General features: G+C 57.7%; 15 protein-coding genes and 4 pseudogenes. 6 read left to right on the top strand and 13 right to left on the bottom strand.

Annotated elements, in window-relative coordinates; genetic code table 11:
- Positions 1-229: 229 nt before the first annotated feature.
- The gene (locus B0G74_RS47585; RefSeq protein WP_279388650.1) at positions 230-355 is read right to left on the bottom strand and encodes a hypothetical protein; all 126 of its coding nucleotides are present in this window, start codon (positions 353-355) and stop codon (positions 230-232) included.
- Between B0G74_RS47585 and B0G74_RS47190 the strand changes: the two are divergent.
- Positions 299-433 (top strand): annotated as a pseudogene (locus tag B0G74_RS47190) (response regulator); the annotation flags it as partial. The gene B0G74_RS47585 and the pseudogene B0G74_RS47190 overlap by 57 nt on opposite strands.
- A gap of 305 nt (positions 434-738) precedes the next feature.
- Here B0G74_RS47190 and B0G74_RS47185 read toward each other — a convergent pair.
- Positions 739-903: a hypothetical protein gene (locus B0G74_RS47185; RefSeq protein ID WP_243658569.1), complete on the bottom strand. Its 165-nt coding sequence runs from the start codon at positions 901-903 to the stop codon at positions 739-741.
- A gap of 389 nt (positions 904-1,292) precedes the next feature.
- Between B0G74_RS47185 and B0G74_RS38160 the strand changes: the two genes are divergently transcribed.
- Positions 1,293-1,472 carry a response regulator gene (locus tag B0G74_RS38160; RefSeq protein WP_132382010.1) on the top strand — a complete coding sequence of 60 codons (180 nt, stop codon included), beginning with the start codon at positions 1,293-1,295 and terminating at the stop codon, positions 1,470-1,472.
- Positions 1,473-1,622: 150 nt separating this feature from the next.
- Here the strand turns inward: B0G74_RS38160 and B0G74_RS38155 are convergent, their stop codons facing one another.
- Positions 1,623-1,790, bottom strand: coding sequence for a DUF2934 domain-containing protein (locus B0G74_RS38155; protein ID WP_132382008.1), 168 nt, complete (start codon positions 1,788-1,790; stop codon positions 1,623-1,625).
- Between the two features lie 66 nt (positions 1,791-1,856).
- The gene (locus B0G74_RS38150) at positions 1,857-2,132 is read right to left on the bottom strand and encodes a GlsB/YeaQ/YmgE family stress response membrane protein (protein WP_132382006.1); all 276 of its coding nucleotides are present in this window, start codon (positions 2,130-2,132) and stop codon (positions 1,857-1,859) included.
- A gap of 282 nt (positions 2,133-2,414) precedes the next feature.
- Between B0G74_RS38150 and B0G74_RS38145 the strand changes: the two genes are divergently transcribed.
- Positions 2,415-2,774: a hypothetical protein gene (locus B0G74_RS38145; protein WP_132382004.1), complete on the top strand. Its 360-nt coding sequence runs from the start codon at positions 2,415-2,417 to the stop codon at positions 2,772-2,774.
- 340 nt (positions 2,775-3,114) lie between these two features.
- On the opposite strand, the gene B0G74_RS38140 is transcribed toward B0G74_RS38145, so the two are convergent.
- The 5 genes and pseudogenes from B0G74_RS38140 to B0G74_RS38120 form a co-directional block, all read right to left on the bottom strand.
- A complete protein-coding gene (locus tag B0G74_RS38140) occupies positions 3,115-3,414 on the bottom strand; it encodes a hypothetical protein (protein ID WP_243658518.1) in 300 nt (99 codons plus the stop codon).
- 1,741 nt (positions 3,415-5,155) lie between these two features.
- Positions 5,156-5,539: a nuclear transport factor 2 family protein gene (locus B0G74_RS38135; protein ID WP_132382002.1), complete on the bottom strand. Its 384-nt coding sequence runs from the start codon at positions 5,537-5,539 to the stop codon at positions 5,156-5,158.
- 452 nt (positions 5,540-5,991) lie between these two features.
- A pseudogene (locus tag B0G74_RS38130) lies at positions 5,992-6,411 on the bottom strand (hypothetical protein); the annotation flags it as partial.
- A 148-nt stretch (positions 6,412-6,559) separates the two neighbouring features.
- Positions 6,560-6,712 (bottom strand): annotated as a pseudogene (locus B0G74_RS38125) (phosphate transport system regulator PhoU); the annotation flags it as partial.
- Positions 6,713-7,360: 648 nt separating this feature from the next.
- Positions 7,361-7,675 (bottom strand): hypothetical protein, encoded by a 315-nt coding sequence (locus tag B0G74_RS38120; RefSeq protein WP_132382000.1) that lies wholly within the window; start codon positions 7,673-7,675, stop codon positions 7,361-7,363.
- A 1,114-nt stretch (positions 7,676-8,789) separates the two neighbouring features.
- On the opposite strand from B0G74_RS38120, the gene B0G74_RS38110 reads away from it, so the two are divergent.
- The 3 genes from B0G74_RS38110 to B0G74_RS38100 all read left to right on the top strand — a co-directional run bounded on the left by B0G74_RS38110 (position 8,790) and on the right by B0G74_RS38100 (position 11,469).
- Positions 8,790-8,993 (top strand): cold-shock protein, encoded by a 204-nt coding sequence (locus B0G74_RS38110; protein ID WP_132381998.1) that lies wholly within the window; start codon positions 8,790-8,792, stop codon positions 8,991-8,993.
- A gap of 165 nt (positions 8,994-9,158) precedes the next feature.
- Positions 9,159-9,689: a phasin family protein gene (locus tag B0G74_RS38105; protein WP_132381996.1), complete on the top strand. Its 531-nt coding sequence runs from the start codon at positions 9,159-9,161 to the stop codon at positions 9,687-9,689.
- 1,570 nt (positions 9,690-11,259) lie between these two features.
- Positions 11,260-11,469, top strand: a complete 210-nt coding sequence (locus B0G74_RS38100) for a hypothetical protein (RefSeq protein WP_132381994.1) — start codon at positions 11,260-11,262, stop codon at positions 11,467-11,469.
- A gap of 1,574 nt (positions 11,470-13,043) precedes the next feature.
- Here B0G74_RS38100 and B0G74_RS38090 read toward each other — a convergent pair.
- From B0G74_RS38090 to B0G74_RS38075, 4 genes and pseudogenes are all read right to left on the bottom strand, one after another.
- Positions 13,044-13,316, bottom strand: coding sequence for a helix-turn-helix transcriptional regulator (locus B0G74_RS38090; RefSeq protein WP_243658516.1), 273 nt, complete (start codon positions 13,314-13,316; stop codon positions 13,044-13,046).
- 281 nt (positions 13,317-13,597) lie between these two features.
- Positions 13,598-13,814: pseudogene (locus B0G74_RS38085) on the bottom strand (cold-shock protein).
- A gap of 230 nt (positions 13,815-14,044) precedes the next feature.
- The gene (locus B0G74_RS38080; protein ID WP_132381990.1) at positions 14,045-14,425 is read right to left on the bottom strand and encodes a response regulator; all 381 of its coding nucleotides are present in this window, start codon (positions 14,423-14,425) and stop codon (positions 14,045-14,047) included.
- A gap of 454 nt (positions 14,426-14,879) precedes the next feature.
- Positions 14,880-15,389 carry a hypothetical protein gene (locus B0G74_RS38075; RefSeq protein ID WP_132381988.1) on the bottom strand — a complete coding sequence of 170 codons (510 nt, stop codon included), beginning with the start codon at positions 15,387-15,389 and terminating at the stop codon, positions 14,880-14,882.
- Between the last annotated feature and the right edge of the window lie 134 nt (positions 15,390-15,523).

The following is a 15,523-nucleotide window of genomic DNA, read 5'->3' as shown; positions in this document are numbered from 1 at the left end:
CGTTTTATGGCGGCTTGCAAGCGACGCGGGGTCAATCCTTCTCCGGTTCCGAATGGGTCTCGGAGGCTGCCGGGGCCAACGTTCAGAGTCCCCGTTTGTCCGGAATTGCGAGCGGCTTTGCCGGGCGCCGTCGACGTTGTGGCGTACATCAGTCGCGCCGTGCGCCGCCGACTGACGTGCATCGTTGAGGCACGGCTGTTGCGGCGGCCAAGGGTATACCTACGCGCGCTCACAAGCCGTGTCCACCGTCCTGCTCGTCGACGACGACCTCGATAACCTCTGGGCGCTTCAGTTGGATCTGGAAAGCGGCGGGCATCACGTCGTACTCGCGCAAAACGGCGCGGAAGCGTTGCACAAAGTTCTGCGCGAAATGCCACGGCTCATCGTCACCGACTGGCAGATGCCTGAAATGGACGGAGATGAATTGTGTCGGCGCGTGAGGTGCCAGCCCGCATTTGCTCATCTGCCGACAGTCATGCTGTCGGCCATGCCCGAACCCCGCGACGGTCCGCCCTGCTGGTCGCAAGCCCGCAAACCTCGCCATGCTACTGCGCACGGTCGACACATTTGTAGCTGGGCGCCTGGCGGCGGTCTCTGCGCGACCTGGCGCCGAGGACCGGGCGGCTTCCCGGTGGCGGCCTGTCAATCCGCGCTGCTGGCCGTAGCGCTCTTCGTTCGATTTGTCCAGGAATGGCGAGCGCGCTTGAGGCCAGAGCCAGCCGCACCTCCAATAATTCTTCAACCGCTGCCACCTGAACCCGGATTGGTGGCCGATGCCGGCATGGCGGCGCCGGACTTCTTATGCGTCTTCTTGTGCGAAGGAGTACCCGAAGGTGTCATGCTATTCGCCCCCGACGCACCCGACACCGTGTCAGTCGAACCACCTGCGTTCGGTTTGCTCATCCCCGTGCCTCCTTGCCCCCCGGCGGCCCCGCCACCCGCGCCTTGCGCGTAGATGCTCCCAGATATACCGACAAATAGTGCTGCAATCAAAAGTCCCTTCATCACTCTCATGGCAAATCTCCTCGAGGCCGAAGCGTTCGCTGGCACCGGAAGGTGTGCGCCCGCGTCCTGCTTCGCGCAATTCCCGTGCCCCGGCGACGCCGCCGTCGGACATGCAGTTCTTACTTCGGGTGCCGTGGGGGCCCTTCAGCTCATAGTCCATGCAAAACGACGTTGACGCGGGCGCCCGGAGATTGATGTTGAGGCCGAGCTGCAGTTGAAGAGTTTTTTCCTTGCCGCTCAGGGCGCCCTGACAACGTGTGTCGGACGGCCCTCTAAGAGCCGTCGAGATGTTATTGCCGGACGTCGCGCTCATTGACGAAAGGATGCCGCAGATGAGCGGGCGCGAGCTTGCCGGAGTCCCTCGCGGAAATCCCGCGCTGACTGGAATGACGCTGGTTGCGTTGAGCGGCTTTAATCAAGACGCCGATGTTCAGAAGTCCAAAAGTGCAGGCTTTGATTGCATCTGACCAAGCCGGTTTCTATCGATGAACTTATCAGAGCAACCGAAAAGAGATAGGCTGCCGGTTCATGTGAACTGGGGCGTTTCGGCTCCGGCAGGCGAGTGTCAGCGAACTGAGCCACGAACACCCGCTCTGAACCATCGACAGATTTATTACTCAAGTCGGGCTGCCGTCCGAGTTCGGCTCCGCCTTCGAACCGTCCACGCCTAGCTGCTGTCTCGCCTTCTCCCAATATTCTTCGGAACGCATGTCAGGACTTCCGTCCTTCTCCCAAAGATAGAACGCGAGCGTACGAATCTGGTCCTCGGTAACTGGCATATCCATTTCAATCTCCAGAAAAATCGCCAAATGGGCAGGGCCATGCCGCTAAGGGTCAATCAAGTACCGGCGTCAGAGTGAACGCGCGCGACCTCCACTGAAAAGGCGCAGGATTGCAAGCAGGATGACCGCGCCAATCAGCGCCGTAATAAGTGAGCCGATTATGCCGCTTCCCAAGTGCAGTCCGAGAACTCCGCCAAGCCATCCTCCGATGAATGCGCCAACAATCCCCACAATGATGTCGACAAGAATGCCGAAGCCACCACCGTCGACGATACGACCTGCCAAGGCGCCGGCGATGCCGCCAATAATTAGCCAGAAAATGATTCCGTGCGAGACCGGGTCCATATTCGTTTCTCCTTGGGTTCAACCGCTCTAGCGGTCATTGTCAGCAAGCGCTGCAACGGGCACCGACGCAAGCAGCGTTCCCGTGGCGACTCTCAGTCCCCAATCTGTTGCATGGACAGACTTCATCAACTAAAGAACCGCGAGCGTTTGCCGTAATTGCCCTCAGCGGGTCGTGCGGGTCGCAGAAATCAAACTATAGATTCGAGGAATCAGATGGCTGTAGTCAACGCGTGTGTATCGCAACCGTCCCCGCTGATGTTTGAGACCGAAGGCTGACAAAAGGTGGCCGCCGCTTGCGTCGACTTCGGAGGCTGGATTCATCGCGACAAGACACTGACGCCAATCAAGCTGTCGGCGTTGCTTACAATGCCGCGCAACCCCAGCTTTGTCTGGGCGATGGACAGCCTCGCTGCAGCGGCCGAAGCGGGCATACTTGACGGTGCCCGATACATCGCGCAACTTTTTGCAAACAAAGAAGATGTGCGGTCCTTTCGCCAAATTCTGCGGGACGCCCGTGCCGGCAAGTGGCTGACCGACCGTCATTTCACTGCCTTGAAAATTGGGCTGCGCAGAATTGGACGCAGTCACCTACGTCGGCATCGCGAGGTTCTTCGGCCGGTCAAGCAATCCTTGCGGACATAGAGGTGCAACTTGTACGTCCAGGAAGGGTATTTATGGAGCCTTTGCGATTCCCCATTTAAGAAGAGCGATTTCGATCGTCCCTCTAGCCAAAAGATAGCTGGACGCGGCTAAAGGACTGCTACAGGGTATCCGTTTGCGGAACATCGACATAGGCCTCACGGTATCTCGCGTACGCAAGCCCCTTATGGAGAAACGTGAGACGTTCCTGAGCGCAAGCCCGCTTTAGCCTTCTAGTGAAAACGGTGAACCGCCAGTGTTTTCCTCGAACGACTGAAACGCGTCTTCAACGCTGATAAAGCTGACCCGCTCGCGTACTGCCTTGAGCGTTCTGACTTGCTCCTTAATGTCGGGAGGTGGGCTGCCATAGGCATTGAGTACTGCTTTTCCCGCAAGTACCCGTTCCACGCTCACGTTCTCCAGCGGAGAGCGTAACCTTGAAAAAGCCGCGCGAGATAGTGTTGTTTGTAAGGCTGTCGTCCGCGACGATGACTTCTACCGAGGTATCCGAGTCGGCAGCATCACCCCACAGGGTGGCGGTATCGGTCAAATCCGTGCCGATAAGTTCGCCAGCACGGGAATAGCCGTCCTGCACGCCGGTGACGGTTTTGAGAATCGGGTCGATGAGGAACGATACATCCACAAGCGTCTCTCCGTCAGGCCAGAGGCTATGCGGACCATAATACACGCTGAAGCTGCGCGCGAAACCGTCCCCGCTGGCAAGCGCGTTGCTCTGGAACACTGGCTATGCGGGTCGAACACGGCTTCCGCGATACCGACGCTGGTTGAATCTCATATAAATTGAGCGAACATTGCTGACGCCAACACAACATCGACCCACGCGCCGACATCGGACTGCCCAGTCTTCCAATGGAAAAAAGTTCAGGCTGCAACGATTCACGGGCCATCCGCTGGTCCAGCCGAATCTCGGCGTCCGGTTCGAACTGAGGTCGGCGACAATATTCATGCTCATCATGCGGACGACGCCCTCCAGAGATACACAGGCTATTGGCTCTGGCGGGCGCGTGGCGCAGCGTCGCAGGGGGAGCGGGCTCGGACGATAAGTCGCGACGACATGCGCGCCGGCGACGCCCGGCTCAATGGCCGTGATAGATGTCGCATGAAGTTCTCAAAACGCAGGGAGGCGGACGCGTGCTGCCTGCCGCTGCGCTCCCCGTGGGCTGAACCCCGCCATACGACGTGTCGGTGCCCGGCTGCGCCTGCACTTGCCCCTGCTGCATCGTTGGTTGTGTGGATGGCGGCGCTGTTTGCGGCGCACTCTGGGCGCGGGCCATTCCCCCGACCGCGAACAGGCAAACAGCGCCCATCGCCAATACAGGTTTTGAGTTCATCTCATCTCCTTGATTCATGTAGCAAGTTGCCTGAGTCTTTGCTCCTTGCTGATTTCCGATTTCCGCTCCCCGAATGGACAGTCAGCGCGATGCCGGCGCCGTTTACGCGAGCGAATCCAAAGTCCGCTTCTGGCACGCACTGTGCGAGAAACTGAACCCGTTTGATGACTGTTTGGACAATAACGCGAAGTGGGTACCGCGCGAGGCAGGCCGGCGCGCAACAGAGACGCTGGGGGACAGGACGTTGTGAGTCCGTTGGCCAATAGGGACCGTGCTACACCTATGTTATAGGTCTGTAAGACCGAAATTGACAAGACAATCGTGACGCGGCAAACCTGGTGCAATCCACGGCCGCGTTGCGCTCTCCTACCCAGTGCGTACGAACAGACTGTGTTGTGCGCTTTCTGAAGAAAAAACATGTGCTCCATCAGTAACTGGTCACCCTTCGGCGCAGAGCCACCCGTCGAGGCAGCCATCCGCGCCGAAAGGCTTGAGCGCGGAGTTACAACAGTGGTCAGCTCTGAAACGGAGCAAAGACCGCAGCTCACTATTCTCGATGTGTGTGAGAACTCCCAACACCCGCCGCCCTCGAACAGCGAACCGCAAAATTCAGCACATGCCAGCTCCTCTATCTGTCGTGCGTGTTGTAACACCACCGACAGAAGTGCCTAGGCCGGCCCCGGTGCGGCCACAGGAAGCGCAATACGTCAAAGTCTCCCTGAAGCCGCTCGTTGAGCGGCGATAAGTTACTCTAACTGTTATGCAAGTGGGTCTTGCTTCTCGCCTGACAGATGACGTTGGCCAGCCGAGGGCCGAACCGCGCAGGGCACGGGGACAACTCGCCCAATGAGTTTGGATAAGGGAGGCGTTCAGCTGGCTCGGCGCCAAGCATTCGCAGCAGTACCTTCCCGTCTACCGTCAGCGCAAGCGTGCCGTCGCCGTCTTCTGACGCGATGAGAATCCAGCCGACGGGCGGGACGCGGCTCAAGTCCGGCCGAAGCAGTCGACACTCCTTCATTTAACACGGAGTTTTCAAGGCGTCGCGGGATTCACGTTCCACGTGTGCGCTTTGATGCGCAACGCGGAGCCTTCCTTCTGTGCAATGAGTAAGAAGTTTCCGCTGATGTCCATGGTCCGTTCGTCCGGTACGTTGATGTTCCCTGTCCAGGTTCCGGATTCCCAAGCCACATTTCCATCAGATGTGCAAAGCCCTTGCTGGATTTCCAAATGATTCCAGATTTTCGTTGCCACTTCGGCCCATTCTTCGATTCCCTTTCGGCCGGTCACGGCTTCCTGGCCCGCCGGGATGAGGATTGCGTCTTCGGCAAACAGAGCTACCCAACTGGGTGTGTCGTGGGAGTTGACTGTATCGGCGAACCTGCCGTTCAACGCGGTAAATGCCTGCGAGATGTCCATGGTTCTGTCTCCTTGAAGGGTGACGAGATGGAGTTTGAGCGGATTGATGACGTGACAACTGGCTTCGCACAGCGTGCTATGCCACGTCCATCTCCGGATGGTCCAAAAAAGGCGAGCTCAACGTAATCGCCCGAGCCGCCCGACGAATCGCAGCCTGAAGTCAGAGGCTACTTTCCCCTCCTGACGGTCTTGCGACTTTGCATCGCGATAGCCCCTCAGGTTCGTGACCAATGCGACGAGCGGTTGAGTGTTCCTGATGAGGGACACACGGAAAGGGCTCATCATTAATGAACGGGCTGGTCGCCGCCACGCCGAGCCTTCTTCCCCTTCAGAAAAGCTAGACTACGCAATACCGAATCTCTATGGCCACCTTTTTGGATGGCTTGTTTCGGCTGTATATTGGCCGCCTGCTTACCCTTCGGTCCTTGCTTCACGTCAAAGCTGACCTTCTGGTAGTGCCTTGGGAAAATCCGAGAGTCGCGCGGCTTCAGTTCCGTCCGCTGGATGTCTTCTAGCTTGCCGCGTGTCCATGCAATTTTGTCGGCGGCGATTCGCTTGCTTTCAGTTGCCGACTTCGTGACTTTCACCTGCAGAGTGCGTTCTGCGTCGACGAGTCGAGCACGCTGCTCGAACAGTTCCTGCTCAAACTTGGTCACCTGCTCGGCATTGAACTGGACGATGAGCGCTTTGACTTCGCGCTCGGCGTCTGACTGCGGGTCCGCGAACGAGTCCTCAATCCCTTTTGGTATCTTTGCTTTACTGCCCTCGGCTCGCTCGAAAAACAATCGAGCAAACTCCTTAATGCTCATGTGAGCGCCGAACATTTTCACGTACTTGCGGTAGTCTGCCAAAATCTGGGCCGAATAGCATATGTGGAACCTCCATTTTCCGCTTCCATGATAAGCAACGTCTGCATGCAGTCATCCCTGCACAATAGAATGAAAATAGAAATCGATGAAGAGACTAGCAATGTTATCGCGGGAGGGGCGGCGCAAACGCATTGAGACGGCGTTCACCCTAGACGACGCGTTCGACAAGTTCCATGTCGAACGTATTCAATGCGTCTATCGCGTGCGTAATCTGTGACTCCACGAGGCCGCCCATTCCGAGCAGCCGCGTTGAAAGCAGAGAGAGGTCAGCGTCAATCTGACTTGAGAGATGTTTGTCCGGCATTATTTTCTCCTCGACCGACGCGGCCAGTGTCGCAATTTTCAGTTGCCGGCTGTGTCGAGTCCGACAGAATCTGTTCGGGCTGCACCAATTCCGATATGCTCGTCGAGATATATGAATGCCGTCGGTTCCGTGAGGCGGCCGTCGAATACATCGGTCAGGCGATGCCAATGACGTGAGCAGACTTCAGACGGACGAACGTGTGTTTGACTTTCATCTCACCAAACCACTGTGGCTGGACGACCTCGGGGATGTCTTGTTGTGCTCGTAGAGAATATGCGTCCGGGCGTGTGCAGTCGTATGTCAGTGCAAATATCACTGCTTCAACATCAGCGATGTGCGTGAAGCTTCGAAAAACCCGATAGGTCCGGTCGACGACCGATAACCGGCTTATGCCGGCGTGTGTCAGTTTTGAGTATTCCGTGAGCCAGCGCCGCAACGGTTCCCTAACCACTCAACTCGTTGTCTTCGTCCGCTGGATCGCCGGTGTCGACAGCACAGACGTCCGTACGGAAGTTTGATGCCGCGATTCACATACGTGAGGCAAGGCTGCCGAACGGGCGGAACGGGCTTACACGATTAATTCACCCGCCCACTCCGCCCGAGGCTGCATTAGCGATCGTGATGCCAATCACCTGGCGCCCTTTCGTACTACTGGCCGCTTCCCCTTGAGCCGCCCGGTCCACTGTTGACGTCGCTATTCGCGCCGCTACGCGTGCCCCTATTCAGACCATTGGTCTTGCCGCTATCGGAACGCTCCGTCGCGGGATTACTGCGCGCCGAGCGGTCGCCACTGCCCGTGACGTCGGGAGAACCGTAGCCCGTCTCGGTCGGGGCCTTCATCGAACCGGCGCCGACGCCGGGTGTCGGACGCCCGCCAGCGCTGCCGCTGGCTTGTGCGTATGTACTTGCCGACAGTGCCATCGCGAGAGCCGAAGCGAACAACGCCCTGGTTATATGTTTCATGGCTCACCTCCATGCAAGCGTTTGCCGCTCACATGAATAGGCGCCGCAAGGGATGTGCCTCGTGTCGTTGAACTTCGCCGTTTCCGATAGCCGTTTGCTCTGGAGCGTACCGGCACCCTGCAGCCCCCAAATTTACCTGTCGCTCCGCTAACTTCCCGCAGGCCGTTGAAAGCAGAACCGGCTCGCTTTGGTAAGGCGGACGTGCTCATCCATACGCGATTGATTCGAGGCCGGTAACGCAGAGGCGTTATCCCGGTTCGCATCTCGCGCACCGAAACATGACTACATGTCACGTGGAAAAATCGGACGCAACTCACCTAATGCCCGGACCGGTTCAAGGAGTAGGCGCCGTATTACATCATATAAATGCGGCCCCAACTTTGCAGCGGCAAACGTTTTCGGATTGACGGGTAAACCCGGTTTATTCAGGAGTGGTGTTTCCTGTATCTTTTTCATTACGAGATACTGACCATCTGACTAATAGCCCTGTTGGCCGAGGGCCGGACGCACTGTGCGCAGAGAGTGCCGCTAGTCAGCAAAGCTATATACCTGAGAGAAAACATTGTGAAAATCGCCACCAAAGCAGGCGCCTGGGTGAGCCCCTACACGCCTCAAAACCTTGACACTGCAATTACGCATCTTGAGCGGGTCCTGTGCGCGGAAGATGCGGATTCGTTGTTCGCCCAGAGTTACTGGCGCGGTCGGGTTCTTCAGGCTTACGCAACACCCGGACTCTTGCGACGGCAACGCGAACGGCTACAGCGATTGCTCGACCGTCTCGCCAGCGCTCCCGCAGATTCCAGGCGTCGGCTGCAGGCCGCCTGAGAATGCCCGCTCGATTTGGCGGGTATCTGATGGACGCAGGCCTGGAACGCCTGACTTGCGTCACACAAGCAGATGACGGGACTGCCTGTCTTCGGGTCGGACAGAACCATCGCAGCAGGCATGCATTGCAAACTGAATAACGATTCGCAAGCCCAGACAATGGTTTCCCCGGGAACAGGAAATAGCTTTTCCCACTCGCGTCCGCACGCGAGCAACGACGCCTGCAGCGCAACTTTTAAAGTTTCTACGCCGGGTCAATGACTCTTTTTAACTTCCTTGGAATCAGATAATGCAGACGGGCACAGTGAAGTGGTTCAACGATGCAAAGGGCTTCGGTTTCATCTCGCCGGACGATGGTGGCGAAGACCTGTTTGCCCATTTTTCCGAAGTGAAGTCGGAAGGCTTCAAGTCTCTTAGCGATGGGCAAAAGGTCAGCTTCGAAGTCAAGCAGGGACCAAAGGGCAAGCAGGCCGCAAATATCCAGCCGCTCTAGGAACATGCCCGTTGCATGCCGCATGCAGCGTGCGGCATGAGACCCCACGCTCTACGACCAGATTCGCTTCCCGCATTCAGGCCCACATATTTCAGCCGACGGGCGGCATGCGGCTCACCGGCCGAATCAGTCGAAACGCCTCTATTTACACTGGAGTTTAAACCGATGAACACGCAAGTTCCCGAGCAGGTAGCTGCTGCACAGAAGGTCGGCGTTGAGGCCCTTTACGGATTTCTTAATACTGGTTTTGAGGCTTACGAAAAGCTCGTCGCACTGAACCTCCAGGCGGCCAAAGCTTCGATACTGGAGAACGAGGCTGTCGCGTCGGAGGCCCTTGCTCTTTCCGCCAGGGACCCTCAATCATTCTTCGAACTGCAGTGCCGGCAGTCGCAAGCAGTCACGAAGAAGGCGCAAGCCTACTGGCAACATGTGAATGAGATTGCCACAGAGACACGAAGTCAACTGCTCGCGTCAAGTGAAAAGCTGGCCGGCGAGTACGTTCGTGGGACTCGGGTAATCATCGACAATCTCGCCCAACGCCCGCCGGCGGGAAACGAAGCGATTACCGCTTTCTGGGCGAAGGGCTTTGGGGCAATGTGGGACGCAGGTAACGCATTGCACGAGCAGACCAGGACTGCGGTGAAGGAGGCTGTGGACGTCATCGACAAAGCCCGCCAGCCGGTAGCCAAGGCATAAAGCGCCAGGCGCCTCTCATCTGCGGAGAGGACCGCAGTCATTGTCCTGTCCGCAGATGGTCCACTCGACCGGGCATCCGGGAAATTCCGACCCGAACGGGGATAGCTGACCTGCGTATCAAGCGAAGAAACTGAAATGCAGGCACACATGCCGGATGCGTCTGCCGCAGAAAGCCGGCACAGATAGGTCGGTGCCACAGATTTTTGACGCTACATCCCACTATTGTTCTAAGGCGCGCATGGAAGCTGAAGTCTACAAATGGTATGTCGTCTGGGTGTGCACGCCATCCTGGAGCATGAAGATATCCATGCCGTCCAGTGAGACACATACGTCGCAGTCGCAATGGCGGCGCCGCGATAATCGACGACTAGAACACGGGGCGCACCACCCCTACGGGCTTCGCACTGCTTACACGCGAGAGAAGTCAACATGCAGGCCTTCTAGTAGCTCGATTTTTTGCTTTGCCGTGCTTCAAGCAACGCTTGGCGTTCCCGTTACCTTGGCGGCGGATGCAGCAGTCACCCCTGACACGGAGCAAAGCGCATATCGCACATAGGGCGTGAGAGCACTGCGTATTGCGGCATTCACCTGTCGAATTACGGGCTTGCCTTCAAAGAAGCGCGACCTGACTTGCGAGGACCTTCACCGCAACTGGAGAAACGCCTCCCGGCAAGCAACGTCGGCCACTCCGCGTTCGAATTACGCCGCCGTTGCCAAAACGGCGTGGGGTGCGAACCCCTTTTTTTGCCTTGCGCCGCCTACGCCTGTTTCCTATCCTCCGAACAATGGAATTAAGGAGGTGCTTGTGTCCCAGGGAAAAAAGATTTCCGTGATATTCACAACTGCTCGCCTGAGTGCACTCGATGACCGCTCGGCAAGCCGGTTTCGAGGTCGGGTCGGGCAGGTCATAGCGTATGAGCCCAAGGGAAAGCACGTAAGCGTCGAATTCCCGCTGGATGGTGAGCGGCGACCAGAACGGCTTGAGCGGGTTCCGCTGGAATACCTTGAGGTCGTTCACGCGCACTCCAGCCCTCCAACGCCGTCTCCTGCACACTCACTTCACGCGAATACAGTTCGAATGCAGCACTCTGCAAGGTTTAAGCGAAGTTAGATTGCCCGCGCCTGCCTGACCACGAGAAGCGTGTGACCCGAAAAGGGAAAGACAGACAACCATTAGTACGCTAGGGGGTTGCGTTCGGCGCATCCGCAACTGAGGAATGTCCCGAGACGGCAACCAACGTATCTGGCACGTCCAGGACGAAACGACAGACGACGACGGGAATGATGCGCTCTGGCGCATGCCAACTGGCAGGCGCAATTGGTACGCGCGCGGATATCACGACTCTCGCCACGGCTAACTTCCTCCTCGGGCCAGTTAAGCGACATGGACACGGCCGATGCGACAGTACGAGGTCAGCGTCGAAATGCTAGGATGGCCGTCGGAAGAGACATGATGAAATTGGTTGGAGTTCGCTCATAACATTCAAAACCCCGGCAGGTCAAGCGTAGCAACATCTCGGGACTGGTCAGTTGACGATGCGCTCCACCAACTGACGACAGGAGGTCCAACATGAAACTTGACGACGCCTCTTTCCGCCGATTGCGCCGACTCGCCCCGGTTCTCGATGACGTGCTCAACGCAGGAGAGGTAGAGCACGCAGACCAGGCCATGGACCTGGCATTACTTGCTCAGTTATGCTCACAGTTGTTCGACACGTATGACGACCAACACCCGGTCGAGATTGCGCAAGCGCGGGCCGACGTCGTTGAGTCGCAGTAGCACACTTCCTCTGGACCGGCTGGCGGCTTCAGGTATCGCCGGTACAATCGAAGGACCTGTCGCATTGACTCAGAACATGACCGCACGCCCGTGCGTACAAGACGACTTTCTGCAGACGCTCGTCAAGGACTGAGCGGTCAACTGGCCGCCTTTGACCAGTTTGTAGTTCTGCCGGAGTCTGGTCGGGGCCTCCCGACGCGACAACCGGGTCCGCGACGATAACGGCCGGCAGCAGCTCAACTTCAACTGTCGCCACGAAGTCCCGATACGGATACGTGCGTTGCACTACCTGCCTACTGTCAGGTTTTGGTCACGCAGGTGCGGCTGCCAGATGGTCGCTGGACAGACCGAATCGGAGTGAACGGCGGTTTCGGCAGAGTTGCGCCGTCAATGTGAGCTTTAGCATACGCAGCAGCATACTGGAGCGCGGCATTCTCCGAGACGAAATAGGTGAGGATTCCGAATGCGCTGCACTTCCCGGTCGGACGCGTGACAAATACGTTTGCCGCATAGCCTAGCTTCGAGATTGATGCAAAAGGCACAATTACGTGCTGTTTATAACTGAATGGCTGGGAGTCCATAGTGCTAATGCCTTCCGCTAGACGTTGCACTCTGTAAGGTCGCGGCATTTTCATATGTTCGCAAACGCACGCCAGCGGACAATTCCCAGCGTTCGCAGAATGCATCCACTTTGCTCGGAGAGGCGTGCCGCCCGTCGAAAGCGCCTATTGCTGGTAGCAGATTCATCGTGTGAAAAGTTGGTGGCTCAATTGGTGAAATGCCGGTGTCGCAATAACCAGATGCCAATTTGGGGCAATTTAATTTGCAGCGCCAGCCCGCGAGACCCAGGAAAGAATCGCCTGTAGAGCTCACCGTAATTGTTCCTTAGTCTCCGTAAGCGATTCGCTTTGACATGTTCTACCCCCGGTTCTTGCTACGGGAACAGACCATGGTACTTTTGCCTGGAAACTAACTTGCGTTTTCCGACGTGTGCGCCGGACGAGGCTTCTTTTCGCCACACCGTCCGGCGGCGTTCAAACAGCTTCAGCCGTTGTAGCCCGCCCGTCACTAATGGGGTTGCTTGCTGCGCGGGGGGACAACGCGCTTCCTGCCAGACATGGATAGCGCTGACGTCTCGGCCATCAGCTCTGGCGGACGACCCTGCTTCGTGAAATCGCGAAGCAGCCTGACTGCCTCCGGCTTGCCCCGCTGCTCCAGTCTCCCGAGAAGTTCATACGCAAATGCCTGCAGGTCCTCGCGTCCATGGCCTGCCTCGAACTGGAGCAGCGTTTCGCTGACTGCCGCGTGAATGCTTTGCTCGTACAGCATGCTCGCAATATGCGACGACCCTCGCGCCAGTTCCATCTCGCAACCGTCCAGGCGCTGGACGTCGTCAGAAGACCGTTTAGGTTTAGCCGTCACATCGATACCCCGGTTTTGCGGCAACGCCTGTCGCGACGACTTATCAACGCCGGCGAACGCGTCGTCGCGCGCCAGTCAGACCCTGGCACACAGGAATGAAACGGACGAAGGGCACACCAACACGATGCACCGCCATAGTCATGAGATGTGGACTAGGCGTCCCGGGTCTGCCCTGTGCAAAGCCAGTGAACGTCAAGGTTGAGCTCGGCGGCAAGACGCGTACAGGCGTTCAGCGGCGGCACGGTGATTCCATGTCGCCAGTAGTCCACGTGGTATTTGCTGACACCCAGCGCCGTCGCTGCGCGCGCCGAACTCAGCCCGGCCCGTTTGAACGCCTTGTCAAGGCGGGCCGCCAATGCCCGTCTGAGGCGGTCGTTCTCCATGCTACGTTCGAGGTGACCGCTCGCGGTATCGTGGTTCATCATTGTTGATATCTCTCAGTATATTTTTTAATCGCCGCCCGCCGATTTCGCAGCCTGGAGTCAGGCTACCTTTTGCTCATGACGGTCTTGCGACTTTGCATCGCGACAGCCCGTCAGGTTCGTGACCGATGCGACGAGCGGTTGACTGTTCCCGATGAGGGAGACAAGGGAGGGGCTCATCATTAATGGACGCGCTGGTGGCCGCCGCGTCGAGCCTTTTTCCCCTTCAGAAAATCTAGACTACGCAATACTGAATCTCTATGGCCATCTTTTTGGATGGCTTATTACGGCTGTATATTGGCCGCCTGCTTGCCCTTCGGGCCCTGCTTTACGTCAAAGCTGACCTTCTGGTTTTCCTGCAGCTATTTGACCTTTTGCCTGAATCTCGGAGAAGTGCGCAAACAGGTCCTCGCCACCGTCGTCCGGCGCAATAAATCCAAAGCCTTTCACATCGTTGAACCATTCACAGTACCAGTTGGCATCTGGCTGCGCTCCTCTCAAACTCACTGCTGGCACAACGCGACAATTGTCCGTTGCGCCTTCAAGATTTATGACGGGTGGTATTGCCAGGAGCCCAGAGGGTTTCGACAGTTCCGGCCGTACCCGGTCAGGCATCCACCGCGGTTATCCGGACAGTACTGGGCATATCGATATCCCGAAAAATAGCTGGCTACCATACGGCGGCGAGGAATTTGTCTCATCCTGTTTGTGGGCTGCGGATATGACGGGGGCTAGGCTGCCAGAAGACAGCTCGCATTCCTGTTGCGCCGCGCGTCTTCGAGGACCCGCATGAGCGTTTCCAGAGAGAATGGCTTTTGCAGACACACATCGAAGAGCCGGGCAAACTCTGCATTGCTATCGCTGTCACCCGTCATGGAGGCAACAAAGGGCCGGGGGAAGACTGGCCTGTCAAGCAGCGACAGCGCAACGGCACTGCCGTTGATGCCGGGGAGGTTTTCGTCCAGGAGAACGAGGTCGAAAGCGCCGGCTTGGAGCAGCTCCAACGCAGTCTCCCCGTCGGGCGCCATAACGGCGCGGTGCCCAATGCAATCGAGCAGGAAGACCAGACTGTCCGCGACGAACTCATTATCGTCGACGACGAGCACATTCATTCAATATCCTTATTACGCGAAGTTCGCGGCGCTGCCAAGAATGCTTCTTATGTAATACGATATTATTAAATGGCGTTGCCTATACGTTAGTTTTACAGATTAATCTCTAAGTATAACAGGCCATAACGGCAGCCCCAAGGGCTCTGGGGCTTCGCTTCAACGCGCGGGACCTGCCTAGCCTCACTCCTCTATCGCGGGCAATTGACAGCTCCGTCAGAAAGGCCTTGTGGTCAAATTTCGAAGTCCGCGTTCTTCTGTATCAGATAGTTCTGCTTAACTTCATACATCAGTTAATTGTTAGTGGAGCTGTTGAAAGACTCGTCGACGTGCAATGGCGGCTGAAACTGGTCACCGCACGGTGCGACGCTGCCGCGCGTTGGCGCGCTGCGGCCAGTTCACCCACGGGCTCAGTTGTCGGGGGAACTGTTGAACACAAGCGCATCTCTGTTAGCGTTCAATGCGAATGCCCGTGGCCTCCGCCACCGCCCCGGTAATGGCCGCCGCCCATACCACGCCCGGGGTATCCATGGCCACCCCAGCCGCCATGACCGCCCCAACCGCCTCGATATCCGTGACCCCAATAGCCGTGGCGGCCCCAGTAGCCGTGCCGGCCACCGCCGTAACAGCAGCCGCCCCAATAGCCGAAGCTCAGCGACACCGACGGCCCCCACCACGCGGGCCGGCCGTAGTACGGATACGCGACGGGGTAATACGCAGGTGCGACGAAGACGGGCACTGCTGGTGCGAGATAAGTGGTCGCCGATGCAGTCGCATCCGACGCGGCTGTACCGGCGGCGGCTGCATCGGGCATCGAGAAAGGATATTGCTGCGGCGCGGCCGCCGCCACTTCGCCGTATGGAACGTAGCCGTAGGGCGCGTAGTAGTAGCAACCGGACAAAGCTGCGGACAGGACCACCACCGCAGCGAGGCCGCCCGCCCGCGACGTTACATCCAGCGTTTTCATAACGTGCTCCAAGGTCCGATGCGACGCGACAGGCGGCGCGTCTTTAATACAATTACCTTACAGCAAGCGCGATGCCCGGACGTCCCGGAATGGAAGGCCAGTACGCTTCGGATTCCGGCTAGGTGGAACGGTGG

The sequence above is a fragment of the Paraburkholderia sp. BL9I2N2 genome, from assembly GCF_004339745.1.
Classification (GTDB): domain Bacteria; phylum Pseudomonadota; class Gammaproteobacteria; order Burkholderiales; family Burkholderiaceae; genus Paraburkholderia.
Note: the sequence above shows the minus strand (reverse complement) of the source record. Positions and strands in the feature narration are given on the sequence as shown.